The sequence below is a fragment of the Nonomuraea sp. NPDC050394 genome (assembly GCF_044459065.1).
In the GTDB taxonomy this organism is placed as follows: Bacteria; Actinomycetota; Actinomycetes; order Streptosporangiales; family Streptosporangiaceae; genus Nonomuraea.
Window position 1 is genome coordinate 152,445 of record NZ_JBITIO010000008.1, and the last position, 21,074, is coordinate 173,518.

The window sequence follows — 21,074 nt, forward strand, 5'->3', positions numbered from 1 at the left end:
GATCATGAGGGTGGTCCTCGCCGGTGGCGGGACGGCCGGGCACATCGAGCCCGCTCTCGCCCTAGCGGACACGCTGCGCGGGCTCGACCCGGGCATCGGCATCACCTGCATGGGCACCGACCGCGGCCTGGAGACCCGGCTGGTGCCCACCCGGGGGTATGAGCTGGAGCTCGTGCCCGCCGTACCCCTGCCCAGGGCGATCACCCCGCAGCTGCTGACCATGCCGGGCCGCCTGGCCGGGGCGGTCAACGCCGCGGCCGCGGTCCTCGACCGGGTGCGGGCCGACGTGCTCGTGGGATTCGGCGGGTACGTGGCCACGCCCGCGTACCTGGCGGCCAAGCGGCGCGGCGTGCCCATCGTCGTGCACGAGGCGAACCCGCGCCCCGGCCTGGCCAACCGGCTGGGCGCCAAGCTCACCGACCACGTCTTCACCGGCCACCCCGACTGCGTGCTGGCCAAGGCGGAGTACATCGGCACGCCGCTGCGGCGCGAGATCGTCCAGCTCGACCGGCTGTCGATGGGCGACAAGGCGCGCTCCTGGTTCGGCCTGCAGACCGACCGGCCGACGCTGCTCGTCTTCGGCGGCTCCCAGGGCGCCCGCTCGATCAACCAGGCCGCGCTGGCCGCCTCGCCGGCCCTGCGCTCGGCGGGGGTGCAGGTGCTGCACGTCGTCGGCCCCAAGAACACCGTCGAGCGCGAGCCTCCGCCGGGCGACCCGCAGTACGTGCTGCTTCCCTACCTCGACCGCATGGACCTCGCCTACGCCGCCGCCGACCTGGCGCTGTGCCGCAGCGGCGCGCTCACCTGCGCGGAGCTGACGGCGGTCGGCCTGCCCGCGGCGTACGTGCCGCTGCCCCACGGCAACGGCGAGCAGCGGATCAACGCGGAACGCATCGCCGGCGGCGGCGGGGGGCTGCTCATCGACGATGCCGATTTGTCACCTGATTGGATCATCCAGAACGTGCTGCCCATCTTGCGGGACCCCGAACGCGTCGCCGTCATGTCCGAGGCCGCGGTCAGACTGGGACGCAAGGACGCGGACATCACGCTGGCCAGGAAAGTGTTGGAGATAGCCCAATGAGTCTCGTGAAGCTGGTCGATCCGGTCGCCGCCGAGGACCTGGGGAGGGTCCACTTCATCGGCATCGGCGGCGCCGGGATGTCGGGCATCGCCCGCATCCTGCTCAAGCGCGGCGTACGCGTGACCGGCAGCGACGCCCGCGGCTCCGACCTGGTGAACGAGCTGCGTGAGCTCGGCGCGACCGTGCACATCGGGCACGCCGCCTCCCACGTCAAGGACGCCGACACCGTCGTGGTCTCCACCGCCATCCGCGACTCCAACCCCGAGCTGGGGGAGGCGCTCAAGCGCGGGGTGCGGGTCATCCCGCGGGCCGCCGCGCTCGCCTCGGTGATGGCCGGGCGCACCGCCGTGGCCATCGCCGGCACCCACGGCAAGACCACCACGACCTCGATGCTGACCGTGGCGCTGCAGAAGAGCGGCGCCGATCCGTCTTACTGCGTGGGCGGGCAGCTGGTCACCACCGGGCTCGGCGCGGACGAGGGCAACGGTGATGTGTTCGTGGCCGAGGCCGACGAGAGCGACGGGTCGTTCCTGATGCTGGCGCCGGACATCGCGCTGGTGACGAACGTCGAGGCGGACCATCTCGACAACTACGGGGACCCGCGGGCCGTGTACGACAGCTTCAACCGCTTCGTGGAGCGGGTCGGCTCGCTGCTGGTCATCTGCGCCGACGACCCGGGGTCGGCGGCGCTGGCCGAGGTGGCCGCCAGGCGCGGGCTGCGGGTCAGGACCTACGGCACCGAGTCCGACGACTACCGCGTCACCGGGGTGCGGCCCGACGGGTTCGGCACGCGTTTCACGATCGAGGGGCGTGGCGAGGTCAGGCTGGCCGTTCCCGGGGCGCACAACGCGCTCAACGCCACCGCGGTGGTGGCCGTGGCCGATGCCCTGGGCCTGCCGTTCGAGGAGATCAGGGACGGTCTGGCGGCCTTCACGGGGGCCAAGAGGCGCTTCGAGGCCAAGGGCGAGGCGGGCGGCGTGGCGGTCTTCGACAGCTACGCCCACCACCCCACCGAGCTGGCCGCCGACCTGCGCGCCGCCCGCGACGTGGTCGCCTCCTATTCGGGTGACGGGCGGGTCATCGCGGTCTTCCAGCCGCACCTGTACTCGCGCACCCGGTTCTTCGCCGACGAGTTCGGCGCGGCGCTCGGCCTGGCCGACCGCGCGATCGTCCTGGACGTCTACGGCGCCCGCGAGGATCCCGAGCCGGGAGTGTCCGGGGCCATGGTCGCCGAGCGGGTCAACCTGCCCGATTCCCACGTCGACTACGCGCCCGACAAGGCCGCCGTGCCCGCGCTGGTCGCGGACAAGGCGCGGCAGGGCGACATCGTCCTGACCATGGGCGCGGGCGACGTCACCGAGCTCGGGCCGCGGATCGTCGCGGAGCTGTCCACCCGGTGAGGGCGCGTACCGCTTTCATCGGGCTGCTGACCGCCGGGGTCGTGGGCACGGCGGTATGGCTGGTTTTCTACTCGCCCGTCCTCGGCGTGCGAAATGTCGAGATCGTGGGGAATCTCACAGTTCCCGCCGACCGGATCGAACAGCAGGCCGCCATCACCGCCCTGCACCCGCTGGCCACCGTCGACCTGGCCTCGGTCGAGAGCCGGGTGCTGGGCATCCGGCAGCTCGCGACCGTGAAGGCCGCGCGGGTGTGGCCGTCCACGCTGGAGATCACCGTCGCCGAACGCGAGCCGGTCGCCGTGCTGCCCGTGGGCGGGAAGGCGGCGCTCGTCGACAAGCAGGGCGTCGTGACCGAGATCCGCGCCATCGGGCCGCCTGACCTGCCGGTGCTGCACATGGACCGGCCCAGCCCGACCGACCCCGTGACGCTGGCGGCCCTCAAGGTCGTCAGCACACTGCCGGACACCTTGTCGGGGAAGGTGAAGACGGTGCGGGCGTCGTCGGCCGAGGGGATCACGTTCGGCCTGAACGACGGGCGGACCGTGGTGTGGGGCGGCACCGACCGCGGCGAGGACAAGGCGGCCGTGCTGCTCTCCCTCCTGTCCCGCAAGGCGGACCTGTACGACGTCAGCTCGCCGGACGTGGTCACGCTCAAGTGATGCGCTCTTCTCGCGTGACGCCTCTTCTCCGTTACGGCAAGCCGGGCTGACGCCACCCGCCGACGTGCGCCGGGGCAGGTCGGGGGGATCGCTTCTCACGTCGGACGTGGCCCCCGCCGTCACGGCCCCGGTCAGCGCCCCGATCGCTCGGCCCGCGCCGCGCCCTGCTCTCCCCGCCGGGTTGTCCCGCGCGCCTGCCCCGGTGGCGGCCGTGCGGCCGGCCTGATGCCCCCTTGGGCGGTGTCCTCGACGGGGTGGCCAGGGGGCCTGCCCTGTCCCTCCAAGACGGGCGTGAGCTGGGGTGGGAGCGGGTTAAGACATGTATTGCCCGGTGCGTGGTAGTTCCAGGGCAGGCCGCGGTGGCCCGGGGTGGTGAGGGTTTGGGAGGAGAATGGGTGGAGCCTGTCCGATCCGGGGGGTGGAGCGTGAGAGTCTGTATCCCGGACGGGAGCCCGGCCAGGCATGACACGGGAACGAATCGGACAGCCCGCGACACGCCGGACGTGCTTGCGGCGCGGTTAGTTGACCCGCCCGGAGCGTAACTCCTACTGTCCGTATCAATCCTCAGGTTGACATAAATCTAAATCTCAACCTGAGGTTGAGAGTTACCCGAAGTGAGAAATGGCGGAGAACGATCCGCACCGAAATGGCAAGTCAACGAGCGGAAAGGCCCCTCGTCGTGGCAGCACCGCAGAACTACCTCGCGGTCATCAAGGTCGTCGGCATCGGCGGCGGCGGAGTCAACGCCGTCAACCGGATGATCGAAGAGGGACTCAAGGGCGTCGAGTTCATCGCGATAAACACCGACGCCCAGGCGCTGCTGATGAGTGACGCCGACGTGAAATTGGACGTGGGCCGTGAGCTCACGCGCGGACTTGGCGCGGGCGCCAACCCCGACGTGGGGCGCAAGGCGGCCGAGGACCACCGTGAAGAGATCGAAGAGGTGCTCAAGGGCGCCGACATGGTCTTCGTCACGGCAGGCGAAGGCGGCGGCACCGGCACCGGTGGCGCACCCGTCGTGGCCAACATCGCCAGGTCACTCGGCGCGCTGACGATAGGTGTGGTGACCAGGCCGTTCAGCTTCGAAGGGCGGCGCAGGGCCTCACAGGCCGAAGCCGGCATCGAGACGCTGCGCGACGAGGTCGACACCCTGATCGTGATCCCGAACGACCGCCTGCTGTCGATCTCCGACCGCCAGGTCAGTGTTCTGGACGCCTTCAAGGCGGCCGACCAGGTGCTGCTGTCCGGTGTCCAGGGCATCACGGACCTGATCACCACGCCCGGTCTGATCAACCTGGACTTCGCGGATGTGAAATCCGTCATGTCCGGCGCCGGCTCGGCCCTCATGGGCATAGGGCACGCGCGCGGTGACGACCGTTCCGTGGCGGCGGCCGAGATGGCGGTCTCCAGCCCGCTGCTGGAGGCCTCGATCGACGGCGCCCACGGGGTGCTGCTGTCCATCGCGGGCGGCTCCGACCTGGGCCTGTTCGAGATCAACGAGGCCGCCCAGCTGGTGTCCATGGCCGCCGCGCCCGACGCCAACATCATCTTCGGCACGGTCATCGACGACGCGCTCGGCGACGAGGTGCGGGTCACCGTCATCGCCGCCGGCTTCGACGAGGTGCCCAAGCTGCCTCCCGCCGCCGTACGGCCGGCCGCCTCGTCGGCCACCGCCGCCCAGGCCTCGGCCCCGGTACGCCCGAGCGGCGTCCAGGCGCCGAGCGTGAAGGCCGAGCCGGTGGCGCCGCCGCGCGCGGAGCCCGCCCGCCCCGAGCCCGTACGCTCGGACTCGGTTCCCTATTCGCAGCTACGCGCCGAGCCGATGCGCCCCGACCAGCGGCCGGAGCCCAGGCCTGAGCCCGTCCGCGCGGCCGAGCAGCACACGCCGGAACCGGCGCCGGCGCAGCCCGCGCCCGCCGCCCAGGTGGCTCCCGCGGTGGAGCCGGTCGCGGAGGAGCCGCCCGCCCCGGTCTCCATCCCCCGCCCGGCCCCCGAGCCCCCGAACCCGCCGACACCGATCAACTCCCGGATGTCGGAGCCGGCCAAGCGCCGTCCGGTGGTCTTCGAGGAGCAGGAAGAGGAACTGGACGTCCCGGACTTCCTCAAGTAGCCGCAGCTTCACCGAACGCCCGCGCCGCAACCGGCGCGGGCGCTCTGCTGTCTGCCCGCCCGCGTTCTGCCACCGGTGACATGCCGCCGCCGGTCAAGAGTGATCGAACTCACGTGCGAGGCCCCACCCTGCCCTGGAGTAGCGTTCTTACGGCAGGCCCCCTGGTGACGGCGGCCTGCCGTACCGGGAGAAAGGTGTGAAGTGACGCGCAAGGCGGAGATCGGCGAGCGGCTGGGCGAGGTGGAGGAGCGGATCGCGCGGGCGTGCCGCGCCGCCGGCAGGGACCGGGCGGAGGTGACGCTGATCGCGATCACCAAGACCTACCCCGCCGACGACGTGCGGACCCTCGCCGAGCTGGGCGTCCGCGACGTGGGCGAGAACCGCGATCAGGAAGCCGCGGGCAAGGCCGCCGAATGCGCCGATCTGCCGGTGACCTGGCACTTCGTGGGGCAGTTGCAGACGAACAAGGTCAGGTCGGTGGTCGGGTACGCGGACGTGATCCACTCCGTCGACCGCGAGCGGCTGGCCAGGGCGATCTCCAAGGAGGCCGTCAGGGCGGGGCGCGAGGTGACGTGCCTGGTGCAGGTGGCGCTCGACGACGACCCGGAACGCGGCGGCGCCCTGCCCGCCGACGTGCCCGCGCTGGCCGACGTGATCGCGGCGGCCGGGAATCTGCGGCTGGGCGGGGTGATGGCGGTGGCGCCGCTGGGGGAGGATCCGGGCAAGGCGTTCGGCAGGCTGCGGGAGATCGCGCTCGCGCTTCAATCGCGCCATCCGGGCGCGGCCATGGTGTCCGCGGGGATGAGTGGGGATTTGTCCGAGGCTGTGGCCAACGGCGCGACACACGTGCGGGTCGGTACGGCGTTGCTCGGTCGCCGCAAGCCCTTCGTCAGGTAATGTCCCCTCAAGTGGGTCTTAGTAGAGGTCGATCCGCGGTGAGCTCCAAGGGGGTACGGCTACCGCCTCGGGTCCCCGCCCGAGCGAGTGCGACCATGAGCAGGAGGACGACGTAGTATGGCCGGCGCAATGCGCAAGATGGCGGTCTACCTCGGTCTCGTGGAGGACGACCGTTACGAGAGGTACGAGGCCTACGCGGACTACGACCCTCCGTACGAGGAGGAGTCGCCGCGGACCGGTGAGGAGCGGGCCGTCACGGTCCAGGACCGCGACGACGAGACCGACCCCGGCGTACCCGCGCCGCGGCCCTCGACGACGGTCCTGGAGCGGCGTACCACCGACCTCGCGAGGATCACCACACTCCATCCGCGCACGTACAACGAGGCGCGTACGATCGGAGAGCACTTCCGGGACGGCACCCCGGTCATCATGAACTTGACTGAAATGGTTGACAGCGACGCCAAGCGGCTGGTGGATTTCGCGGCAGGTCTGGTCTTTGGCCTACATGGCAGCATTGAACGTGTTACCAACAAGGTGTTCCTGTTGTCCCCTGCCAATGTCGAGGTGACCGCCGAGGACAAGGCTCGAATCGCGGAACGCGGATTCTTCAACCAGAGTTAGAGTCTCTGTATGTCTATCGGACCCAACCTGGTCTCACCGAGACCGACGGGAGGGCTCATCAGAAGTGGAGGCGCGGCCACGCCGTGGGGATCGTAGGTCAGATCTTGGTGGTTGTCCTGTCCCTCTACCTGGTGTTGCTCATCGGAAGAATGATCTTTGAGACGGTGCAGGCGTTCGCCCGCCAGTGGCGGCCCTCCGGCGTCGTGCTGGTCCTCGCAGAGGCCACATACACCGCAACCGACCCACCTCTCAAGTTTCTCCGCCGTTTCATTCCTCCCCTCCGGTTGGGTACGGTGGCCTTTGACCTAAGCTTCACAGTCCTGTTCATCGTGGTGCTGATCCTGATCCAGATCGCTGGATCACTCGCCAGATGACGGGCCTGCGAGGTCCGGTCGAGAACCGACTCGTGTCCGCGCTGAAGTGATTCGGGTCTGCCCCCTCCGGACAGACTCCAAGCGCGCCAAGGAGACCAAAAAATGCCGCTGACGCCCGCTGACGTGCGGAACAAGCAGTTCAGTACCACCCGGCTACGGCCGGGCTACGACGAGGAAGAAGTAGACGCCTTCCTCGACGAGGTGGAAGCTGAGCTTGACCGCCTGATCCAAGAGAACGAGGAGCTTCGCGCCAAACTGGCCGAGTGCCTGCGTGGGAAGGTGCCCGGCGGCATGAACATGCCCATGGCCTCCGCCCCGGTGCAGGAGCCGAAGGCCGAGATGCAGCTGCCCCCGCAGCCGGAGCCCATGCGGGCCCCCGAGCCGCAGCCCATGCAGCCGCAGCCCCAGCCCGTCGCCATGAACATGCCTCCCGCCGAGGACAACATGGACACCGCGGCCCGCGTGCTCGCCCTCGCCCAGCAGACGGCCGACCAGGCCATCGCCGACGCCCGCCGCGAGGCGGACGAGACCGTCACCCGCGCCCGCCGCGAGGCCGACGACATCCTGACCAAGGCTCGCCGCCAGGCCGAGCAGGTCATCGGTGACGCCCGTGCCCGCGCCGAGACGCTGGAGCGCGACGCGCAGGAGCGCCACCGCCAGGCCATGGGCTCCCTCGTCCAGACCCGTGACGAGCTGGAGCGCAAGGTCGAGGAGCTGCGCAGCTTCGAGCGCGAGTACCGCAGCCGCCTCAAGCTCTACCTGGAGAACCAGCTCGCCGAGCTGAACGTCTCCGCGGAGGGCAGCGGCGGGTTCCCGGTTCTGCCGAACCCCGGCGCTCCGGCCATGTCGCACGCCGTACCCCAGGGTGGTCAGCAGCCGCTTCCCGGCGGTCCCAGCCCGTTCGGCGGCGAGGCTCCCCAGGGCGCCTTCCCCGGCGCCGACGGCCCGCACAACGACCGCCGGTAAAGTAGCGGGTCAACAGGACCCGTCACTCGAGAGAGCCCCCTAGTGATCCTTATCAGTGCTGGTTTGGTGCTCGCGGCGGTCGTACTGCTGATCGCGGGCTTCGTGCTGGCAAAGCCGTTCCTGATCATGTGGTCCATCGTGGTGAGCGTGCTTTCCGCGTTGTTCCTGGTGATCGGGGCGCTGCTGCGGCGTCATGAGCTGTTCCCCGGCGGGCGTGCCGGGGCCACGGCCACCCCTCCCGAACCCGCGAAGTTCGGGTACCCGCAGCCGCCGCACTCCGACCAGGCTCCCGCGGGAGCGCCGCCGTCTCCTCCGCGTCCCCAGACGTTCCAGCAGACGGCGACCGTCCCCTCACCGGCTCCCCGCCGGCCCGCGGCACGCGGGATCTCCCCGGACGCCCTCGTCCTGGTGATCCCCGGGCGCAAGCGTTACCACGTACCGGGATGCCGTCAGCTGATCGGACGGGATCACGAGGAGCTCACATTCGAGGAGGCGCGCGAGGAGGGCTTCACGCCCTGCACGAGCTGCCTGCCCGACGCGGCGCTCGGTGGACGGCAGCTGCCGCCTGCCGCCGACCCCGAGCCCGTCACGCCCCACCCCGCTGCCTCGCCGGAGACCAGGACCGTCTCCGCCGAGCTTCCGGCGGAACCCTCCGAGGCGACCCGCGACATCCGGCCCCCGGGCCCCGTCGCAGCGCCGAAGCCGGCCCCCGCCGCTTCCACCCCCACTCCGGAGTCCGGGCCCGACCAGCCTGGCGGCTGGTTCGCCCCCAAAGCCTCTTCCTCCGGTACGGCGAAGCCCCCCGCGGCCGGTGACGACACCCCGCCCGCGCCGGGACCGGACGACGAGTCCGACGCCGAGACGACCAACCCGCACCTCCGGCTCCCCGCCATGGAGTCCCCGTCCAAGCCGCCGGCCGGCAGCCCAACGGGCCCGTCCGGCAGCCTCACAGGCCCGGCCGGCAAGCCCGTGAGCGCGGCGGGCAAGCCCGCGAGCGCGGACGGCAGGCCCGCGAGTCCCGCGGACGACAGGCCCCGGAAGGACGAGAAGCCCGGTACGGACAACCGGTCCGGGACGGACAAGCCCGGGACGGACAGGCCGGGGACGGACAAGCCCGAACGGGCCGCCCCGGCCGGGCAGCGGCCTCCGGCCGAGGAGAAGGCCGTGCATCCGGTCACCGGCGACAACGGCGCGGGCCGGCGGCCCGAGGCGCCGGTCGCCGACGAGGGCAGGCCCACCGGCAAGAGCCCGTCAGGGCCGCGTGTGGCGCCCTATGTCGCCCCCGCGACCACCAACGGCGAGGCCAAGCCCGCGACCCCGGAGAAGAAGCCTGAGCCCGGCTCACGGCCCACGCCCGCCGAGTCCCGGGCGGAGTCGGAAGAGCCGAAGCCGGAGCCGAAGCCCCGCCCGGGCGCCGAGGATGACGCCGGTGACGACGCGCCCGCCAAGGACACGCGGCCGGGCACGGTGAAGGTCATCGTCGGCACGCGCCGCTACCACAGCACCGCCTGCCCGCTGATCCGCGGCGCCGGCGACACGGGCGTGGAGACCATGACGCTGGCCCAGGCCGAAGCGGCCGGGCTGACGAGCTGCTCGGTCTGCCAGAACGACCGCGAATCGGTCAGCTGACCACCCGCGCCCAAGGACTGCGGGCTGACGAAGGGGCCCCATACACGGGCTTACCGAGCGGCCCCGCACGCGGGCTGACGAAGTGGCCCCGCACATGGAAGGACGCGGCCCCCGGACGAAGGGGACCGCGTCTTCTCACCTCTACACGCGGCGCAGCTGGAAGGTCAGCCCGAGGTCGGCGTCGGTGAACACCGGCAGCTCGGACGTGCCCTCCGTGACCGACAGCGCCAGGACCTCGTCGGCCACCAGCCCGCCGTCGGACCGCAGCGCCTCCGAGAGGTCGGGCGAGGCTGCCGTCCACCACAGGTCGATCCGGTCGGTGATCGCCAGGCCGCTCGACTTGCGGGCGTCCTGCACCAGGCGGATGACCTCGCGGATGAGCCCGGCCCTGCGCAGCTCGCCGGTCATGGCCAGGTCGAGGGCGACGGTCTCGCCGGTGCCGGTGTCGACGGCGCCGGTCTCCACCGCCCAGCCGGAGCGCGGCTGCTCGGTGACGATCACGTCGTCGGGGCCCACCTCGACCGTGCCGAGCTCGGCTGCCTCCAGCGAAGCCGTACCCCCGGAGCGCAGGGTGCGCGCCAGCGAGGCGGCGTCGGCGGCGGAGACGGCGGCGGCGACCAGCTTGGTCTGGGAGCCGAACCGCTTGCCCAGCGCGCGGAAGTTGGGCTTGACCGTGTAGGAGACGAGGTCGGCGCTGTAGCCGGACATGTCCTCCAGCGTCTGCACGTTCAGCTCGTCGGCGATGAGCTCGCGCAGCTCGTTGGGCAGGGCGGGCCAGTCGTGGGCGCCGACCAGCGCGCGGCCGAGTGGCTGGCGGGTCTTCACCCCCGACGAGGCGCGCGCGGAGCGGCCCAGTTCGACCAGCCGCCGCACCAGCGCCATCTGCTGGGACAGCGCGGGGTCGAGCAGGTCCTCGCGTACGGCCGGCCACGAGGTCAGGTGCACCGAGGCGGGGTCGCCCTCCCGGCGCAGCACGTCCCACAGGTAGTCGGTGACGAACGGGGTGATCGGCGCCATGAGCCGCGTGACGGTCTCCAGGCACTCGTACAGGGTGGCGAAGGCGTCCTGCGAGCCCTGCCAGAACCGGCGGCGCGAGCGGCGCACGTACCAGTTGGACAGGTCGTCGAGGAACTCCGCCAGCCGGCGCCCGGCCCGCACGGTGTCGTACTCGTCGAGCGCCGCGCTCACCTCGGCGACGGTGCGGTGGAGCTCGGCCAGCGCCCAGCGGTCGATGAGCGGCCGCTCGGCGGCGGGGGTGGCCTCCCGCGGCGTCCAGGACGAGGCGTTGGCGTAGAGGGTGAAGAAGGAGGCGGTGTTCCAGTAGGTCAGCAGGACCTTCCTGACGATCTCCTCCAGCGTGCCGTGGCCGACCCGGCGCGCCGCCCAGGGTGAGCCTGAGCAGGCCATGAACCAGCGCAGGGCATCGGCGCCGTGCTGGTCCATGAGCGGGATGGGCTGCAGCACGTTGCCCAGGTGCTTGCTCATCTTGCGGCCGTCCTCGGCCAGGATGAGGCCGAGGCAGAGCACGTTCTCGTAGGAGGACTGGCCGAAGGTCAGCGTGCCGACGGCCATGAGCGAGTAGAACCAGCCGCGCGTCTGGTCGGTGGCCTCGCAGATGAACTGCGCCGGGTAGACGCCCTCGGGCTTGCCGCGGGCGCCCCACTGGGCGAACGGCATCGAGCCGGAGTCGTACCAGGCGTCGATGACGTCGGGCACGCGCCACGCCTCGGCCGAGCAGGACGGGCAGGGGAAGGACACGTCGTCCACGAACGGGCGGTGGGGGTCGAGCGCGGACAGTTCCTGACCGGCCAGCTCGCCCAGCTCCTCCAGGGAGCCGACACAGGTGACGTGGCTCTCGTCGGCGGTGCACACCCACAGCGGCAGCGGCGTGCCCCAGTAGCGCGAGCGCGACAGCGACCAGTCGACGTTGTTGCGCAGCCACTCGCCGAAGCGGCCCCACTTGATCGTGTCGGGGAACCAGTTGGTCTTCTCGTTCTCGGCGAGCATCTGGTCCTTGACCGCGGTGGTGCGGATGTACCAGGAGGGCAGCGCGTAGTAGAGCAGCGCGGTGTGGCAGCGCCAGCAGTGCGGGTAGCTGTGCTCGAAGTGGCCGCCGCGGAACAGCAGGCCGCGGGCGCGCAGGTCCTCGGTGAGGCCCTCGTCGGCGTCCTTGAAGAACTGGCCGCCGACCATGGGCACGTCGTCGAGGAAGCGGCCGTCGGGGCCGATCGGGTTGACGACCGGCATGCCGTACTTCTTGCAGACCGTGAGGTCGTCGGCGCCGAACGCGGGCGCCTGGTGGACCAGGCCGGTGCCGTCCTCGACGGTGACGTAGTCGCCGAGCACCACGTAGTGCGCGCCGGGGATGTCGACGAGGTCGAAGGGGCGCGTGTAGGAGGTGTGCTCCAGCTCGCGGCCGGTGAAGCGGGCCACCTCGGTGGCGCCGTCGCCCAGCACGCCGAGCAGCGGCTCGGCGACCACGAGCACCTCGCCGTCGGCGGTGCGCGCGGCGACGTAGGTGACGTCGGGGTGTACGGCGACCGCGGTGTTGGACACCAGCGTCCACGGCGTCGTCGTCCAGACCAGCAGCGAGGCGCCGAGTTCCTGGAGGCGGCCCGAGGTGGCCGGCATGCGCACGTACACCGACGGCGACGACACGGTCTCGTAGCCGCCCGGCTGGCCCAGCTCGTGGTCGGACAGGCCGGTGCCGCAGCGCGGGCAGTACGGCGTGATGCGGAAGTCGCGGAACAGCAGGCCCTTGTCGAAGATGACCTTCAGCGACCACCAGACCGACTCGACATAGGACGGGTCCATGGTCCGGTAGGCGGTGGACAGGTCGATCCAGTAGCCCATCCGCTCGGTGAGCTCTTCGAAGGCGTCGACGTGGCGCAGCACGGACTCGCGGCACTTGGCGTTGAACTCGGCGATGCCGTACGCCTCGATGTCCTTCTTGCCGGACAGGCCGAGTTCTTTCTCGATGCCGACCTCGACCGGCAGGCCGTGGCAGTCCCAGCCGGCCTTGCGGGGGACGCTGAAGCCCCGCATGGTCTTGTAGCGCGGGAACAGGTCCTTGAAGACGCGCGCCTCGACGTGGTGGACGCCGGGCAGGCCGTTGGCGGTGGGCGGGCCCTCGTAGAAGACCCACGACGGGTTGCCTTCGTTCTGCTCCACCGAGCGCTCGAAGATCTTCCCGTCGCGCCAGCGGTCGAGGACCTCGCGCTCGAGCGCGGGCAGGTCGACCTGCGCGGGAAGAGAGCGGAAAGAGTGGGAAGACATCTCGGGCGGGACCTCCACGCTGGTCACATGCTGACAGGTGCGTGAAGGGACGAAGCCGGAGGCTCCGCGGTACCACCCTTCTTGGCCCCGAAAGGGACCCTCTTCGTTCAGGGCTGCGGCCGGTTCTAGTGAGCTCGGTGACGAGCCGTTCTTCCGGCGGCTCCGGGGTGATATCCCTCACAGTCGGGCCCCATCAACGCCTTGCAGGCTCAAACCATAACGCAGAGTGGAGCGAAAGACTTCCCCGTTTTCCGCGGGCCGTGTCCGTGGCGGGCAAAGCGGTGGGAATGGACTCTCCAGTGGAGGAGTTGAATTCGCGGGGCGGGATAGTACGGGAGGGGTAAACCTCACGGCGGGTCGTTTGCCGATCCGTTATCGGGCACCTAAGCTGCCCGCACCATTCACCGGCCTTGATCAGCATGGAGGCAGCCATGGCGGCAGTCACGCAGACCGCAACACCGTCGATGTGGTCGGAGCAGGAGCTGGCCGAGGTACGCGAGTCCCTGCAAAGGGAGATAGACGAGCTCAACGCGGACATTCGCCGCCACGAGTCGGAGATCGCCTCGGGCGACGTGACGCAGGGCGCCGGCGACGACCAGGCGGACGCCGGAGCCAAGACCTATGAGCGCGAACGCGAGATCGCCCTTACCCTGAATGCGCGCGACCTGGTCGCGCAGAACGAACGTGCGATCGCCAGGATCGACGCAGGGACCTATGGAGTGTGCGAATCGTGCCAGAAGCCGATCGGCAAGGAGCGCCTGCAGGCGTTCCCGAGGGCGACGCTGTGCGTGACGTGCAAGCAGCGGGAGGAGCGCAGGTAAAGCGCAAGCTCCTCCTCCTGCTGGGCGCGCTCGCCTTTGTGATCTACGCGGCCGACCTGGTCACCAAGACCGTCGTGCTGCGGACGCTCGAAGGCGAGCCGCCCAACGTGATCATCCCGGGCGTGCTCCAGTTCCGGGTGATCTTCAACTCCGGCGCCGCGTTCAGCATCGGCACCGGGATGACGTTCGTGTTCACCATCATCGCCACGGGCGTGGTGGTGGCGATCATCCGCACCGCCCGCAAGCTGCGCAGCCTGCCGTGGGCGATCACGCTGGGCCTGTTGCTGGGCGGCGCGCTGGGCAACCTCACCGACCGGTTGCTGCGCTGGCCGTCCGGCTTCGGCCGGTCGACCCAGCTGCAGGGGCACGTGGTCGACTTCATCGAGGTGCTGCCGGGCAACTTCCCGATCATCGACTACTTCCCGGTCTTCAACATCGCCGACTCCGCGATCGTGTGCGGCGGCATCCTGGCGGTCATCCTGGCCTGGCGCGGCCTGCAGATCGACGGCACCCGCGAGGTGAAGAAGTGAGCGAACAGCGCAGCCTGCCCGTCCCGGACGGGCTGGAGGGGGAGCGGCTGGACGCCGCCCTCTCGCGGCTGTTCGGCTTCTCCCGTACGCGCGCAGCGGAGCTGATCGGCGCCGGCGAGGTGCTGGTCGACGGCAACGAGGCGGCCAAGTCCGACCGGGTGCACGCGGGCGCCTGGCTGGAGGTGACGATGCCGCCCCCGGTCACCACCCCGATGCCCGTCGCCGAGCCGGTGCCCGGCATGACGATCGTGTACGAGGACGACGACGTCGTCGTGGTCAACAAGCCGATCGGCGTGGCCGCCCACCCGACCGTCGGCTGGACCGGCCCCACCGTGATCGGCGGCCTGCTCGGCGCCGGGCACACCATCGCCACCAGCGGCGCGGCCGAACGCCAGGGCATCGTGCACCGGCTCGACGCCAACACCACCGGGGCGATGGCCGTGGCCAAGAGCGAGCACGCGTACTCCCACCTCAAGCGCGCCTTCAAGGAGCGCACGGTGGACAAGCGCTACAACGCCCTCGTCCAGGGACATCCCGACCCGTTCCGCGGCACGGTGGACGCGCCGATCGACCGGCATCCGGCCGGGGACGGGCGCTGGGCGGTGGTGGCGGGCGGCAAGCCGTCGGTGACGCACTACGACACGATCGAGGCGTTCCGGGCGGCGTCGTTGCTGGACATCAAGCTGGAGACCGGCCGTACGCACCAGATCCGGGTGCACATGTCCGCCCTGCGGCACCCGTGCGTGGGCGACCTTCTCTACGGCGCCGACCCGACGCTGGCGGCCCGGCTCGGCGTGACGCGGCAGTGGTTGCACGCGGTGTCGCTGGGCTTCGAGCACCCCTCCTCCGGCGAGTGGATGTCCTTCACCACCGACTATCCGGAAGACCTCCAGAAAGCCCTCGACCTGGTGCGCGCCGAGTCGTAAGTCTCTGTCGCGGCGAGGCTTTCCGCCGCTCCATCCGTTACGGCGAGCCGCCCCCACGCCACCCGCCGCCATGCGCGGGCGCCGATCGTGGGGGTCGCTTCTCACGCCGGACAGACGCACCACCGTCACGGCCCCCTTGACCACCTGGACCGGCCCCACGCGTGTGCCGGCCGACCGGGACCCGTGCTACCCGGTGGGAATCGGGGCGCGGGAGAGGAAGTCGGTGACGAAGGCGGTCGTGTGGGTGCCGGCGGCGAACTCGGGCTGGGCCAGCAGCGCGCGCAGCAGCGGGATGGTGGTGGCCACTCCCGGACCCTCGACGGCGAACTCGGCCAGCGCCCGGTCGGCCCTGGCGATCGCCTGCGCCCGCGTCGGCGCCCACACGACCAGCTTGGCGACGAGCGAGTCGTAGTCGGGCGGCACCCGGTCGCCCTGCGCGAACCCGGAGTCGACGCGCACGCCCGGCCCGCCCGGCGGGCGGAACACCGTGAGCAGCCCCGGCGTGGGACGGAAGCCGGCGGCCGGGTCCTCGGCGTTGACGCGGCACTCGATGGCCGCGCCGGTCGGCGTGACCCGCTCCTGCGTGAGCGAGAGCCGTTCCCCGGAGGCGGCCCTGATCTGCTCGGCGACCAGGTCCACGCCGGTGAGCAGTTCGGTGACCGGGTGCTCGACCTGGATCCTGGCGTTGATCTCCATGAAGGTGGCGTTGCCGCCGGCGTCGACCAGGAACTCCATCGTGCCGGCGCCGGTGTAGCCGACGTGCCGGGCCCCGGCCACCGCGTACGCCCCGAGCCGGCGGCGCAGGTCGTCCGGCAGCAGCGGGGAGGGCGCCTCCTCGACCAGCTTCTGGTTGCGGCGCTGCAGCGAGCAGTCGCGCTCGCCCAGGTGGATGACGCCGCCGGAGTCGTCGCCGAGCAACTGCACCTCGACGTGCCTGGCCGCCGGGACGAACCGTTCGACGTACACCGACCCGTCGCCGAAGACCTGCTGGGCCAGCGCGGTGGTGGCGCGGTAGACCTCGCGCAGCTCACCGGCGTCGCGGGCGACCGCGATGCCGCGCCCGCCGCCGCCCGCGGCGGCCTTGACGATCACCGGGTAGCCGATCTCGGCGCCGATCTTCTCCGCGTCGGCCAGCGAGGGCACCGCGCCGTCGCTGCCGGGCAGCACCGGCAGCCCGGCCCCGGCCATCAGCGCGCGCACCCGGGCCTTGTCGCCGACCAGGTCCATGACCTCGGGGCGCGGGCCGACGAAGGTGATGCCGTGGGCGGCGCAGATCCGGGCGAAGTCGGCGTCCTCCGACAGGAAGCCGTACCCCGGGTGGATCGCGTCCGCCCCGGTCCGAAGCGCCGCCTCGATGATCGCCGGCACGTACAGGTAGCTGCGGCGGGCCGGGGGCGGGCCGATGCTCACCGCCTCGTCGCAGGCGGCCACGTGCCTGGCCGCCCGGTCGGCGCTCGAGTACACGGCCACGGTGGGGATGCCCAGTTCCCGGCAGGTCCTGGCCACGCGGACCGCGATCTCGCCCCGGTTGGCGATGAGGATCTTGCGCGGCCTCATCCGTCCACCCTGATCCGCACCAGGTCCTGGCCGTACTCCACCGGCTCGGCGTTGCCCGCCAGCACCTCCACGACCTCGCCGGACTGCTCGGCGGCCACCGGGTTCATCAGCTTCATCGCCTCCACGATGCCGATCGTCTGGCCCGCCTCCACCCGGTCTCCCGCGCGCACGAACGGCGCCGCTCCGGGCTCGGGCGCGACGTAGAACGTGCCGACGAGCGGCGCCGTCACGACCGCCAGCGCCGGATCGGCCGCCTCCTGCGGCGCTTCCTCCCACTCAGCCTGTACGGCGGGCGGCCCGGTGGGCACGGCCCCGGCCCACGACACCTCCAGCGAGCAGTCGCCCAGCCGTACCGAGACCGACGAGACCGGTCCGGGAACGGTCTTGACCAGGTTCCCCACTTCCTCGCGCAGCAGGCGCAGCGCCGCGTGCAGATCCTGCTCAGCCACCCTCGACCACCCCCAGCCGGCGAAACCGCTCGTACCTGTCCTTGCGCAGCTGGGCGCCGTCCATCCCGGCCAGCTCGCCCAGCGCCTCCAGCACCGCCCCGCCCAGCGCGTCCATCGCGGCGGCGGGGTTCTCCTGGGCGCCGCCGGCCGGCTCGGGCACGACGCCGTCCACGACGCCGAGCCGTAGCAGGTCGGGCGCGGTGATCCGCAGCGACGACGACAGCTCCAGGGCGTGCGAGGGGTCGCCGTGCAGGATCGTGGAGCAGCTCTCCGGGCTGATCACCGAGTAGACGGCGTGGCGCAGCATCAGCACCCGGTTGGCCACGGCCAGCGCCAGCGCGCCGCCGCTGCCGCCCTCGCCGATGACGGTGGCGACCACCGGCACGGCCAGCTCCGACATCCCGGCCAGGCACTCGGCGATGGCCCACGACTGGCCGCGGTCCTCGGCGCCGACGCCGGGCGCGGCGCCCTGCGTGTCCACGAAGGTCACCACCGGCAGGCTCAGGCGGTCGGCCAGGCGCATCAGGCGCAGCGCCTTGCGGTAACCCTCGGGGTGGGCCAGGCCGAAGTTCCTGGCGACGAGCTCCTTGGTGTCGTGGCCCTTCTGGTGGGCCACGATCATCACCGGGACGCCGCCGAGCATCGCGGGGCCGCCGACGATCGCCGGGTCGTCGGCGTGCAGGCGGTCGCCGTGCAGTTCGACGAAGTCGGCGCACAGGTGCCGGACGTAGTCCAGCGCGGTGGGGCGGGCGGTGCCGCGGGCCAGCCGTACCGTCTCATGGGGGCGCAGCGGGCCGGTCAGCTCGTCGGGGTCGCGCACCACGACGGGTTCGCGCGCCACGGTGGGGGCGGCGGGCGGCCGCGGGGCGGTCAGCGTCAGCAGGCGGGACAGCAGCGGGCGCAGGCCCTCGCGGGGTTCGACGCGGTCGAGCATGCCGCCGGCGAACAGGTACTCGGCGCTCTGGAAGCCCTCGGGCAGCCGCTCCCTGGTGGCCGCGGCGATGACGCGCGGGCCCGCGAAGCCGATGAGCGCGCCGCGCTCGGCGACCAGCACGTCGCCCAGCGTCGCGAACGAGGCGGTCACGCCGCCGAACGTGGGGTCGGTGAGCACGCAGACCGACAGCAGTCCCTCCTGCCGCAGGCGGCTCATGGCCTGGGCGGTCTTGCCCATCTGCATGAGCGAGAGCGTGCCCTCCTGCATGCGGGCGCCGCCGGAGGCGATGGCCAGCACCAGCGGGAGGCGGGTGCGCACGGCCAGTTCGCAGGCGCGGGTGACGGCCTCGCCGACGGCCGAGCCCATGCTGCCGCCGAGGAAGGCGAAGTCCATGGCGGCCACGACCGCGGGGCGGGCGCCGATGCTCGCGCGGCCGTAGACGACCGCGTCGTCGAGGCCGGTCCTGGCCCTGGCGCGCGCCAGGCGCTCGGTGTAGGGGAGCGTGTCGGAGAAGCCCAGCGGGTCGCCGCCCCTGACCTGGGGTACGGCCGGGCGGAAGGAGTCCTCGTCGACCAGCGTGGCGATCCGTTCCATCGCCCGGAGGCGGTGGTGGTGGCCGCACTCGGGACAGACCCGGTGGGCGCGGGTCAGGCGGGGCAGGTAGACGATGGCCGAGCAGCCGGCGCACCGGGTCCATTCGTCGGTGGCGGTGACGGTCACTGCGCACCTCCGCCGGGACTCCAGTGGTAGAAGCGGGTGGCCATGGCGTCGGCCGGGCCGCGCCAGGTGGCCGGGTCGTACGGGACGACGTGCGGGCTCAGCTCCTCGCTCAGGCCGCGGAAGTCCGCGCGGTCGCGGGCCCGTTCCATCGCCTGGCCGGCGGGGCCGTCGAAGTCGACGACGTGGAAGTACAGCTCGCGGTACTGGTACAGCTCGCGCCGCCGGACCCCGAGCGCGCGGGGGAGCTCGCCGTCGTCGGACTCGCCGAACAGGCGGGCTACCTCGGGGGCGCTGCCGGGGCTGAGCCTGGCGACGATGAGGATCCTTTCGGACACGTGACCTCCTGGGTGGAACGAGCCGCTATGGCGTTCTCACCGTAGGAAGCGCCCCCGGCGGGTGTCGCCCACCGCATGCCTGATTGCCCGCCTCCTCCGCGCGGGGGAGAGCCCTAACGCGCGGAGGAGGGGACCAGGCCGTTCTCGTAGGCGTAGATGACGACCTGGACGCGGTCGCGGACGCCGAGCTTCTGGTAGAGGTGCTGGACATGGGACTTGACGGTGCTGTCGCCGAGGACGAGTTCCCGGGCGATCTCGTCGTTGCTGTAGCCGCGTACCAGGAGCCGGAAGACGTCCCGCTCCCGGTCGGTGAGCTGCTGCAGGCTGCCGGTGGTCGTGCCGGCGAGCGTGGGCCGCTTGGCGAACTCGTCGATGAGCCGCCGGGTGACCGAGGGTGACAGCAGGGCGTCGCCCTCGGCGGCCTCGCGTACCGCGTCGATGACCCGCTCGGTGGGGGCGTGCTTGAGTATGAAGCCGCTGGCGCCGTTGCGCAGGGCCTCGAACAGGTGCTCGTCCTGGTCGTAGATGGTGAGGATGACGACCTTGGCCGGACTGCGCGCGCCGATGATCTCCCTGGTCGCGGTGAGGCCGTCCATGCGCGGCATGTTGATGTCCATGAGCACGACGTCGGGGCTGAGGCGCTTGACCGCCTGCACGGCCTCCACCCCGTTGGCCGCCTCGCCCACGACGGCGATGTCGGGCACGCCGCTGAACGTGGCGTGCAGGCCGGTTCTGATGAGCGGCTGGTCGTCGACGATCAGGACGCGGATCGTTCGCACGGGCGGTCCTCCCATAAGTGGCCGCCTTCCAGCGGGAGCAGCGCGCGTACGGCGAAGCCGCCTCCCGCCAGCGGGCTCGACTCCAGTACGCCGCCGTGCTCGGCCACGCGCTGGCGCAGTCCTTCGAGTCCGGTGCCGCCCCCTCCTTCGGGCGGGACCGCCTTCGGCCCGCCGCCGCCATGGCTGATCACCTCGACGGTGAGGCGGCCGTCGATCGAGGCCGACAGCAGGATCGGGCCGTCGGCGTGCTTGAGCGCGTTGGTCAGCGCCTCCTGGGCGACCCGGAAGGCGGTGTGCTCCACGTCCGCTCCCACGTCCTTGACGCTGGACAGGTTCTCCAGCACGAGCGTGAGCTGTCCTTCCGGCGCGCGGTCGGTGAGCTCGGCCAGCCGGACCGCCAGGGGGGTCCGGGACGGCGCCACGAGGCCGGGTTCTCCTCCCGGCGGTGGAGCGGGCATGGCCCGCAGGCTGCCCAGGGCGCCGCGCAGTTCGGCCAGCGTGGCCTGCGCGGTGCTGTCGATGACGTCGGCCGCGCAGCGCGCCGAAGGCAGCGCGGTGGCGAGCTGGCGGGCGTGGAAGGCGATGACGACGAGGCCGTGCCCGACTCCGTCGTGCAGGTCGCGGGCGATCCGGCTGCGCTCGCGCAGCATGGCGCCGGACTTGAGCCGGCAGTGCGCCCCGGTGACGACCAGGGCCGCGGTGGTGAGGCCGAGAAGGACGGCCAGCAGTACCTCTACCTCAAGGAGCTGGATGTCCCCAAGTAAGTGAGTATTTCCCCATTTAACCCCCATGATCGGGGAGCCTAGTTGACCCGGATACCCATTACAAGAAAATCGTAAGAATGGTCACAGGAGCTTCACATGGAGGGTTATTCGGTTTCCCGGAGCTCCGCCCGCGCCGGGCATACCATGCTGACCTGCCCGGATCAAGCGCTCACAGCGTTCTCCCAGCGTTCGCCATGCCTTCTCTATGCTCGACGTAACAGGGCGAAATGGTGTGCGCTTCAACAA

19 protein-coding genes are annotated in these 21,074 nt (G+C 71.5%); 12 read left to right on the top strand and 7 right to left on the bottom strand.

The window, feature by feature from the left end; all coding sequences use genetic code 11:
- Nucleotides 1-4: 4 nt before the first annotated feature.
- The 9 genes from murG (at nucleotide 5) to ACIBKY_RS29715 (ending at nucleotide 9,737) form a co-directional block, all read left to right on the top strand.
- A complete protein-coding gene (gene murG / locus ACIBKY_RS29675) occupies nucleotides 5-1,081 on the top strand; it encodes an undecaprenyldiphospho-muramoylpentapeptide beta-N-acetylglucosaminyltransferase (protein ID WP_397101584.1) in 1,077 nt (358 codons plus the stop codon).
- The gene (murC, locus tag ACIBKY_RS29680; RefSeq protein WP_397101586.1) at nucleotides 1,078-2,481 is read left to right on the top strand and encodes a UDP-N-acetylmuramate--L-alanine ligase; all 1,404 of its coding nucleotides are present in this window, start codon (nucleotides 1,078-1,080) and stop codon (nucleotides 2,479-2,481) included. The genes murG and murC overlap by 4 nt, the downstream gene beginning before the upstream one ends.
- Nucleotides 2,478-3,140, top strand: coding sequence for a cell division protein FtsQ/DivIB (locus ACIBKY_RS29685; RefSeq protein ID WP_397101588.1), 663 nt, complete (start codon nucleotides 2,478-2,480; stop codon nucleotides 3,138-3,140). Before murC ends, ACIBKY_RS29685 begins: the two co-directional genes overlap by 4 nt.
- A 679-nt stretch (nucleotides 3,141-3,819) precedes the next feature.
- A complete protein-coding gene (gene ftsZ, locus ACIBKY_RS29690) occupies nucleotides 3,820-5,250 on the top strand; it encodes a cell division protein FtsZ (protein WP_379618563.1) in 1,431 nt (476 codons plus the stop codon).
- Nucleotides 5,251-5,451: 201 nt separating this feature from the next.
- Nucleotides 5,452-6,147: a YggS family pyridoxal phosphate-dependent enzyme gene (locus ACIBKY_RS29695; RefSeq protein WP_397101590.1), complete on the top strand. Its 696-nt coding sequence runs from the start codon at nucleotides 5,452-5,454 to the stop codon at nucleotides 6,145-6,147.
- Between the two features lie 117 nt (nucleotides 6,148-6,264).
- Entirely contained in the window at nucleotides 6,265-6,768 is a 504-nt protein-coding gene (locus ACIBKY_RS29700; RefSeq protein ID WP_397101592.1) for a cell division protein SepF, read from the top strand.
- Nucleotides 6,769-6,851: 83 nt separating this feature from the next.
- Nucleotides 6,852-7,142 carry a YggT family protein gene (locus ACIBKY_RS29705; protein WP_184960716.1) on the top strand — a complete coding sequence of 97 codons (291 nt, stop codon included), beginning with the start codon at nucleotides 6,852-6,854 and terminating at the stop codon, nucleotides 7,140-7,142.
- Between the two features lie 102 nt (nucleotides 7,143-7,244).
- A complete protein-coding gene (locus ACIBKY_RS29710) occupies nucleotides 7,245-8,108 on the top strand; it encodes a DivIVA domain-containing protein (RefSeq protein ID WP_379618558.1) in 864 nt (287 codons plus the stop codon).
- Nucleotides 8,109-8,150: 42 nt separating this feature from the next.
- Entirely contained in the window at nucleotides 8,151-9,737 is a 1,587-nt protein-coding gene (locus ACIBKY_RS29715) for a hypothetical protein (RefSeq protein WP_397101595.1), read from the top strand.
- Between the two features lie 141 nt (nucleotides 9,738-9,878).
- On the opposite strand, the gene ileS is transcribed toward ACIBKY_RS29715, so the two are convergent.
- Entirely contained in the window at nucleotides 9,879-13,013 is a 3,135-nt protein-coding gene (gene ileS / locus ACIBKY_RS29720) for an isoleucine--tRNA ligase (RefSeq protein WP_397101597.1), read from the bottom strand.
- Between the two features lie 431 nt (nucleotides 13,014-13,444).
- Here ileS and ACIBKY_RS29725 point away from each other — a divergent pair, with 431 nt between their 5' ends.
- Genes ACIBKY_RS29725 through ACIBKY_RS29735 form a run of 3 tightly spaced genes read left to right on the top strand, consistent with a single transcriptional unit; the run spans nucleotide 13,445 to nucleotide 15,290 of the window.
- Complete coding sequence (locus ACIBKY_RS29725) at nucleotides 13,445-13,834, top strand: TraR/DksA C4-type zinc finger protein (protein ID WP_184960723.1); 390 nt, start codon at nucleotides 13,445-13,447, stop codon at nucleotides 13,832-13,834.
- On the top strand, nucleotides 13,798-14,364 hold the full coding sequence (gene lspA, locus ACIBKY_RS29730) for a signal peptidase II (protein ID WP_397101599.1): 567 nt from the start codon (nucleotides 13,798-13,800) through the stop codon (nucleotides 14,362-14,364). The genes ACIBKY_RS29725 and lspA overlap by 37 nt, the downstream gene beginning before the upstream one ends.
- The gene (locus ACIBKY_RS29735; protein ID WP_397101601.1) at nucleotides 14,361-15,290 is read left to right on the top strand and encodes an RluA family pseudouridine synthase; all 930 of its coding nucleotides are present in this window, start codon (nucleotides 14,361-14,363) and stop codon (nucleotides 15,288-15,290) included. Before lspA ends, ACIBKY_RS29735 begins: the two co-directional genes overlap by 4 nt.
- A gap of 186 nt (nucleotides 15,291-15,476) precedes the next feature.
- Here ACIBKY_RS29735 and ACIBKY_RS29740 read toward each other — a convergent pair whose 3' ends face one another.
- The 6 genes from ACIBKY_RS29740 to ACIBKY_RS29765 form a co-directional block, all read right to left on the bottom strand.
- Nucleotides 15,477-16,847 carry an acetyl/propionyl/methylcrotonyl-CoA carboxylase subunit alpha gene (locus tag ACIBKY_RS29740; protein WP_397101603.1) on the bottom strand — a complete coding sequence of 457 codons (1,371 nt, stop codon included), beginning with the start codon at nucleotides 16,845-16,847 and terminating at the stop codon, nucleotides 15,477-15,479.
- Nucleotides 16,844-17,296, bottom strand: coding sequence for an acetyl-CoA carboxylase biotin carboxyl carrier protein (locus ACIBKY_RS29745; protein ID WP_397101605.1), 453 nt, complete (start codon nucleotides 17,294-17,296; stop codon nucleotides 16,844-16,846). The genes ACIBKY_RS29740 and ACIBKY_RS29745 overlap by 4 nt, the downstream gene beginning before the upstream one ends.
- Nucleotides 17,289-18,950, bottom strand: a complete 1,662-nt coding sequence (locus ACIBKY_RS29750) for an acetyl-CoA carboxylase carboxyltransferase subunit alpha (protein WP_397101607.1) — start codon at nucleotides 18,948-18,950, stop codon at nucleotides 17,289-17,291. Before ACIBKY_RS29750 ends, ACIBKY_RS29745 begins: the two co-directional genes overlap by 8 nt.
- Nucleotides 18,947-19,285 carry a TcmI family type II polyketide cyclase gene (locus ACIBKY_RS29755; RefSeq protein WP_397101609.1) on the bottom strand — a complete coding sequence of 113 codons (339 nt, stop codon included), beginning with the start codon at nucleotides 19,283-19,285 and terminating at the stop codon, nucleotides 18,947-18,949. Before ACIBKY_RS29755 ends, ACIBKY_RS29750 begins: the two co-directional genes overlap by 4 nt.
- Nucleotides 19,286-19,398: 113 nt before the next feature.
- Nucleotides 19,399-20,064 (bottom strand): response regulator, encoded by a 666-nt coding sequence (locus ACIBKY_RS29760; protein WP_397101611.1) that lies wholly within the window; start codon nucleotides 20,062-20,064, stop codon nucleotides 19,399-19,401.
- Nucleotides 20,043-20,855, bottom strand: coding sequence for a sensor histidine kinase (locus ACIBKY_RS29765; protein ID WP_397101613.1), 813 nt, complete (start codon nucleotides 20,853-20,855; stop codon nucleotides 20,043-20,045). Before ACIBKY_RS29765 ends, ACIBKY_RS29760 begins: the two co-directional genes overlap by 22 nt.
- Nucleotides 20,856-21,074: the final 219 nt, after the last annotated feature.

What these genes read in the sequence shown, in the direction of transcription:
- murC (WP_397101586.1), top strand. Translation starts at nt 1,078, where the DNA reads ATGAGTCTCGTGAAGCTGGTCGATCCGGTCGCCGCCGAGGACCTGGGG.
- ACIBKY_RS29765 (WP_397101613.1), bottom strand. Translation starts at nt 20,855, where the DNA reads ATGGGGGTTAAATGGGGAAATACTCACTTACTTGGGGACATCCAGCTC.
- ACIBKY_RS29710 (WP_379618558.1), top strand. Translation starts at nt 7,245, where the DNA reads ATGCCGCTGACGCCCGCTGACGTGCGGAACAAGCAGTTCAGTACCACC.
- ACIBKY_RS29740 (WP_397101603.1), bottom strand. Translation starts at nt 16,847, where the DNA reads ATGAGGCCGCGCAAGATCCTCATCGCCAACCGGGGCGAGATCGCGGTC.
- ileS (WP_397101597.1), bottom strand. Translation starts at nt 13,013, where the DNA reads ATGTCTTCCCACTCTTTCCGCTCTCTTCCCGCGCAGGTCGACCTGCCC.
- ACIBKY_RS29700 (WP_397101592.1), top strand. Translation starts at nt 6,265, where the DNA reads ATGGCCGGCGCAATGCGCAAGATGGCGGTCTACCTCGGTCTCGTGGAG.
- murG (WP_397101584.1), top strand. Translation starts at nt 5, where the DNA reads ATGAGGGTGGTCCTCGCCGGTGGCGGGACGGCCGGGCACATCGAGCCC.
- ACIBKY_RS29725 (WP_184960723.1), top strand. Translation starts at nt 13,445, where the DNA reads ATGGCGGCAGTCACGCAGACCGCAACACCGTCGATGTGGTCGGAGCAG.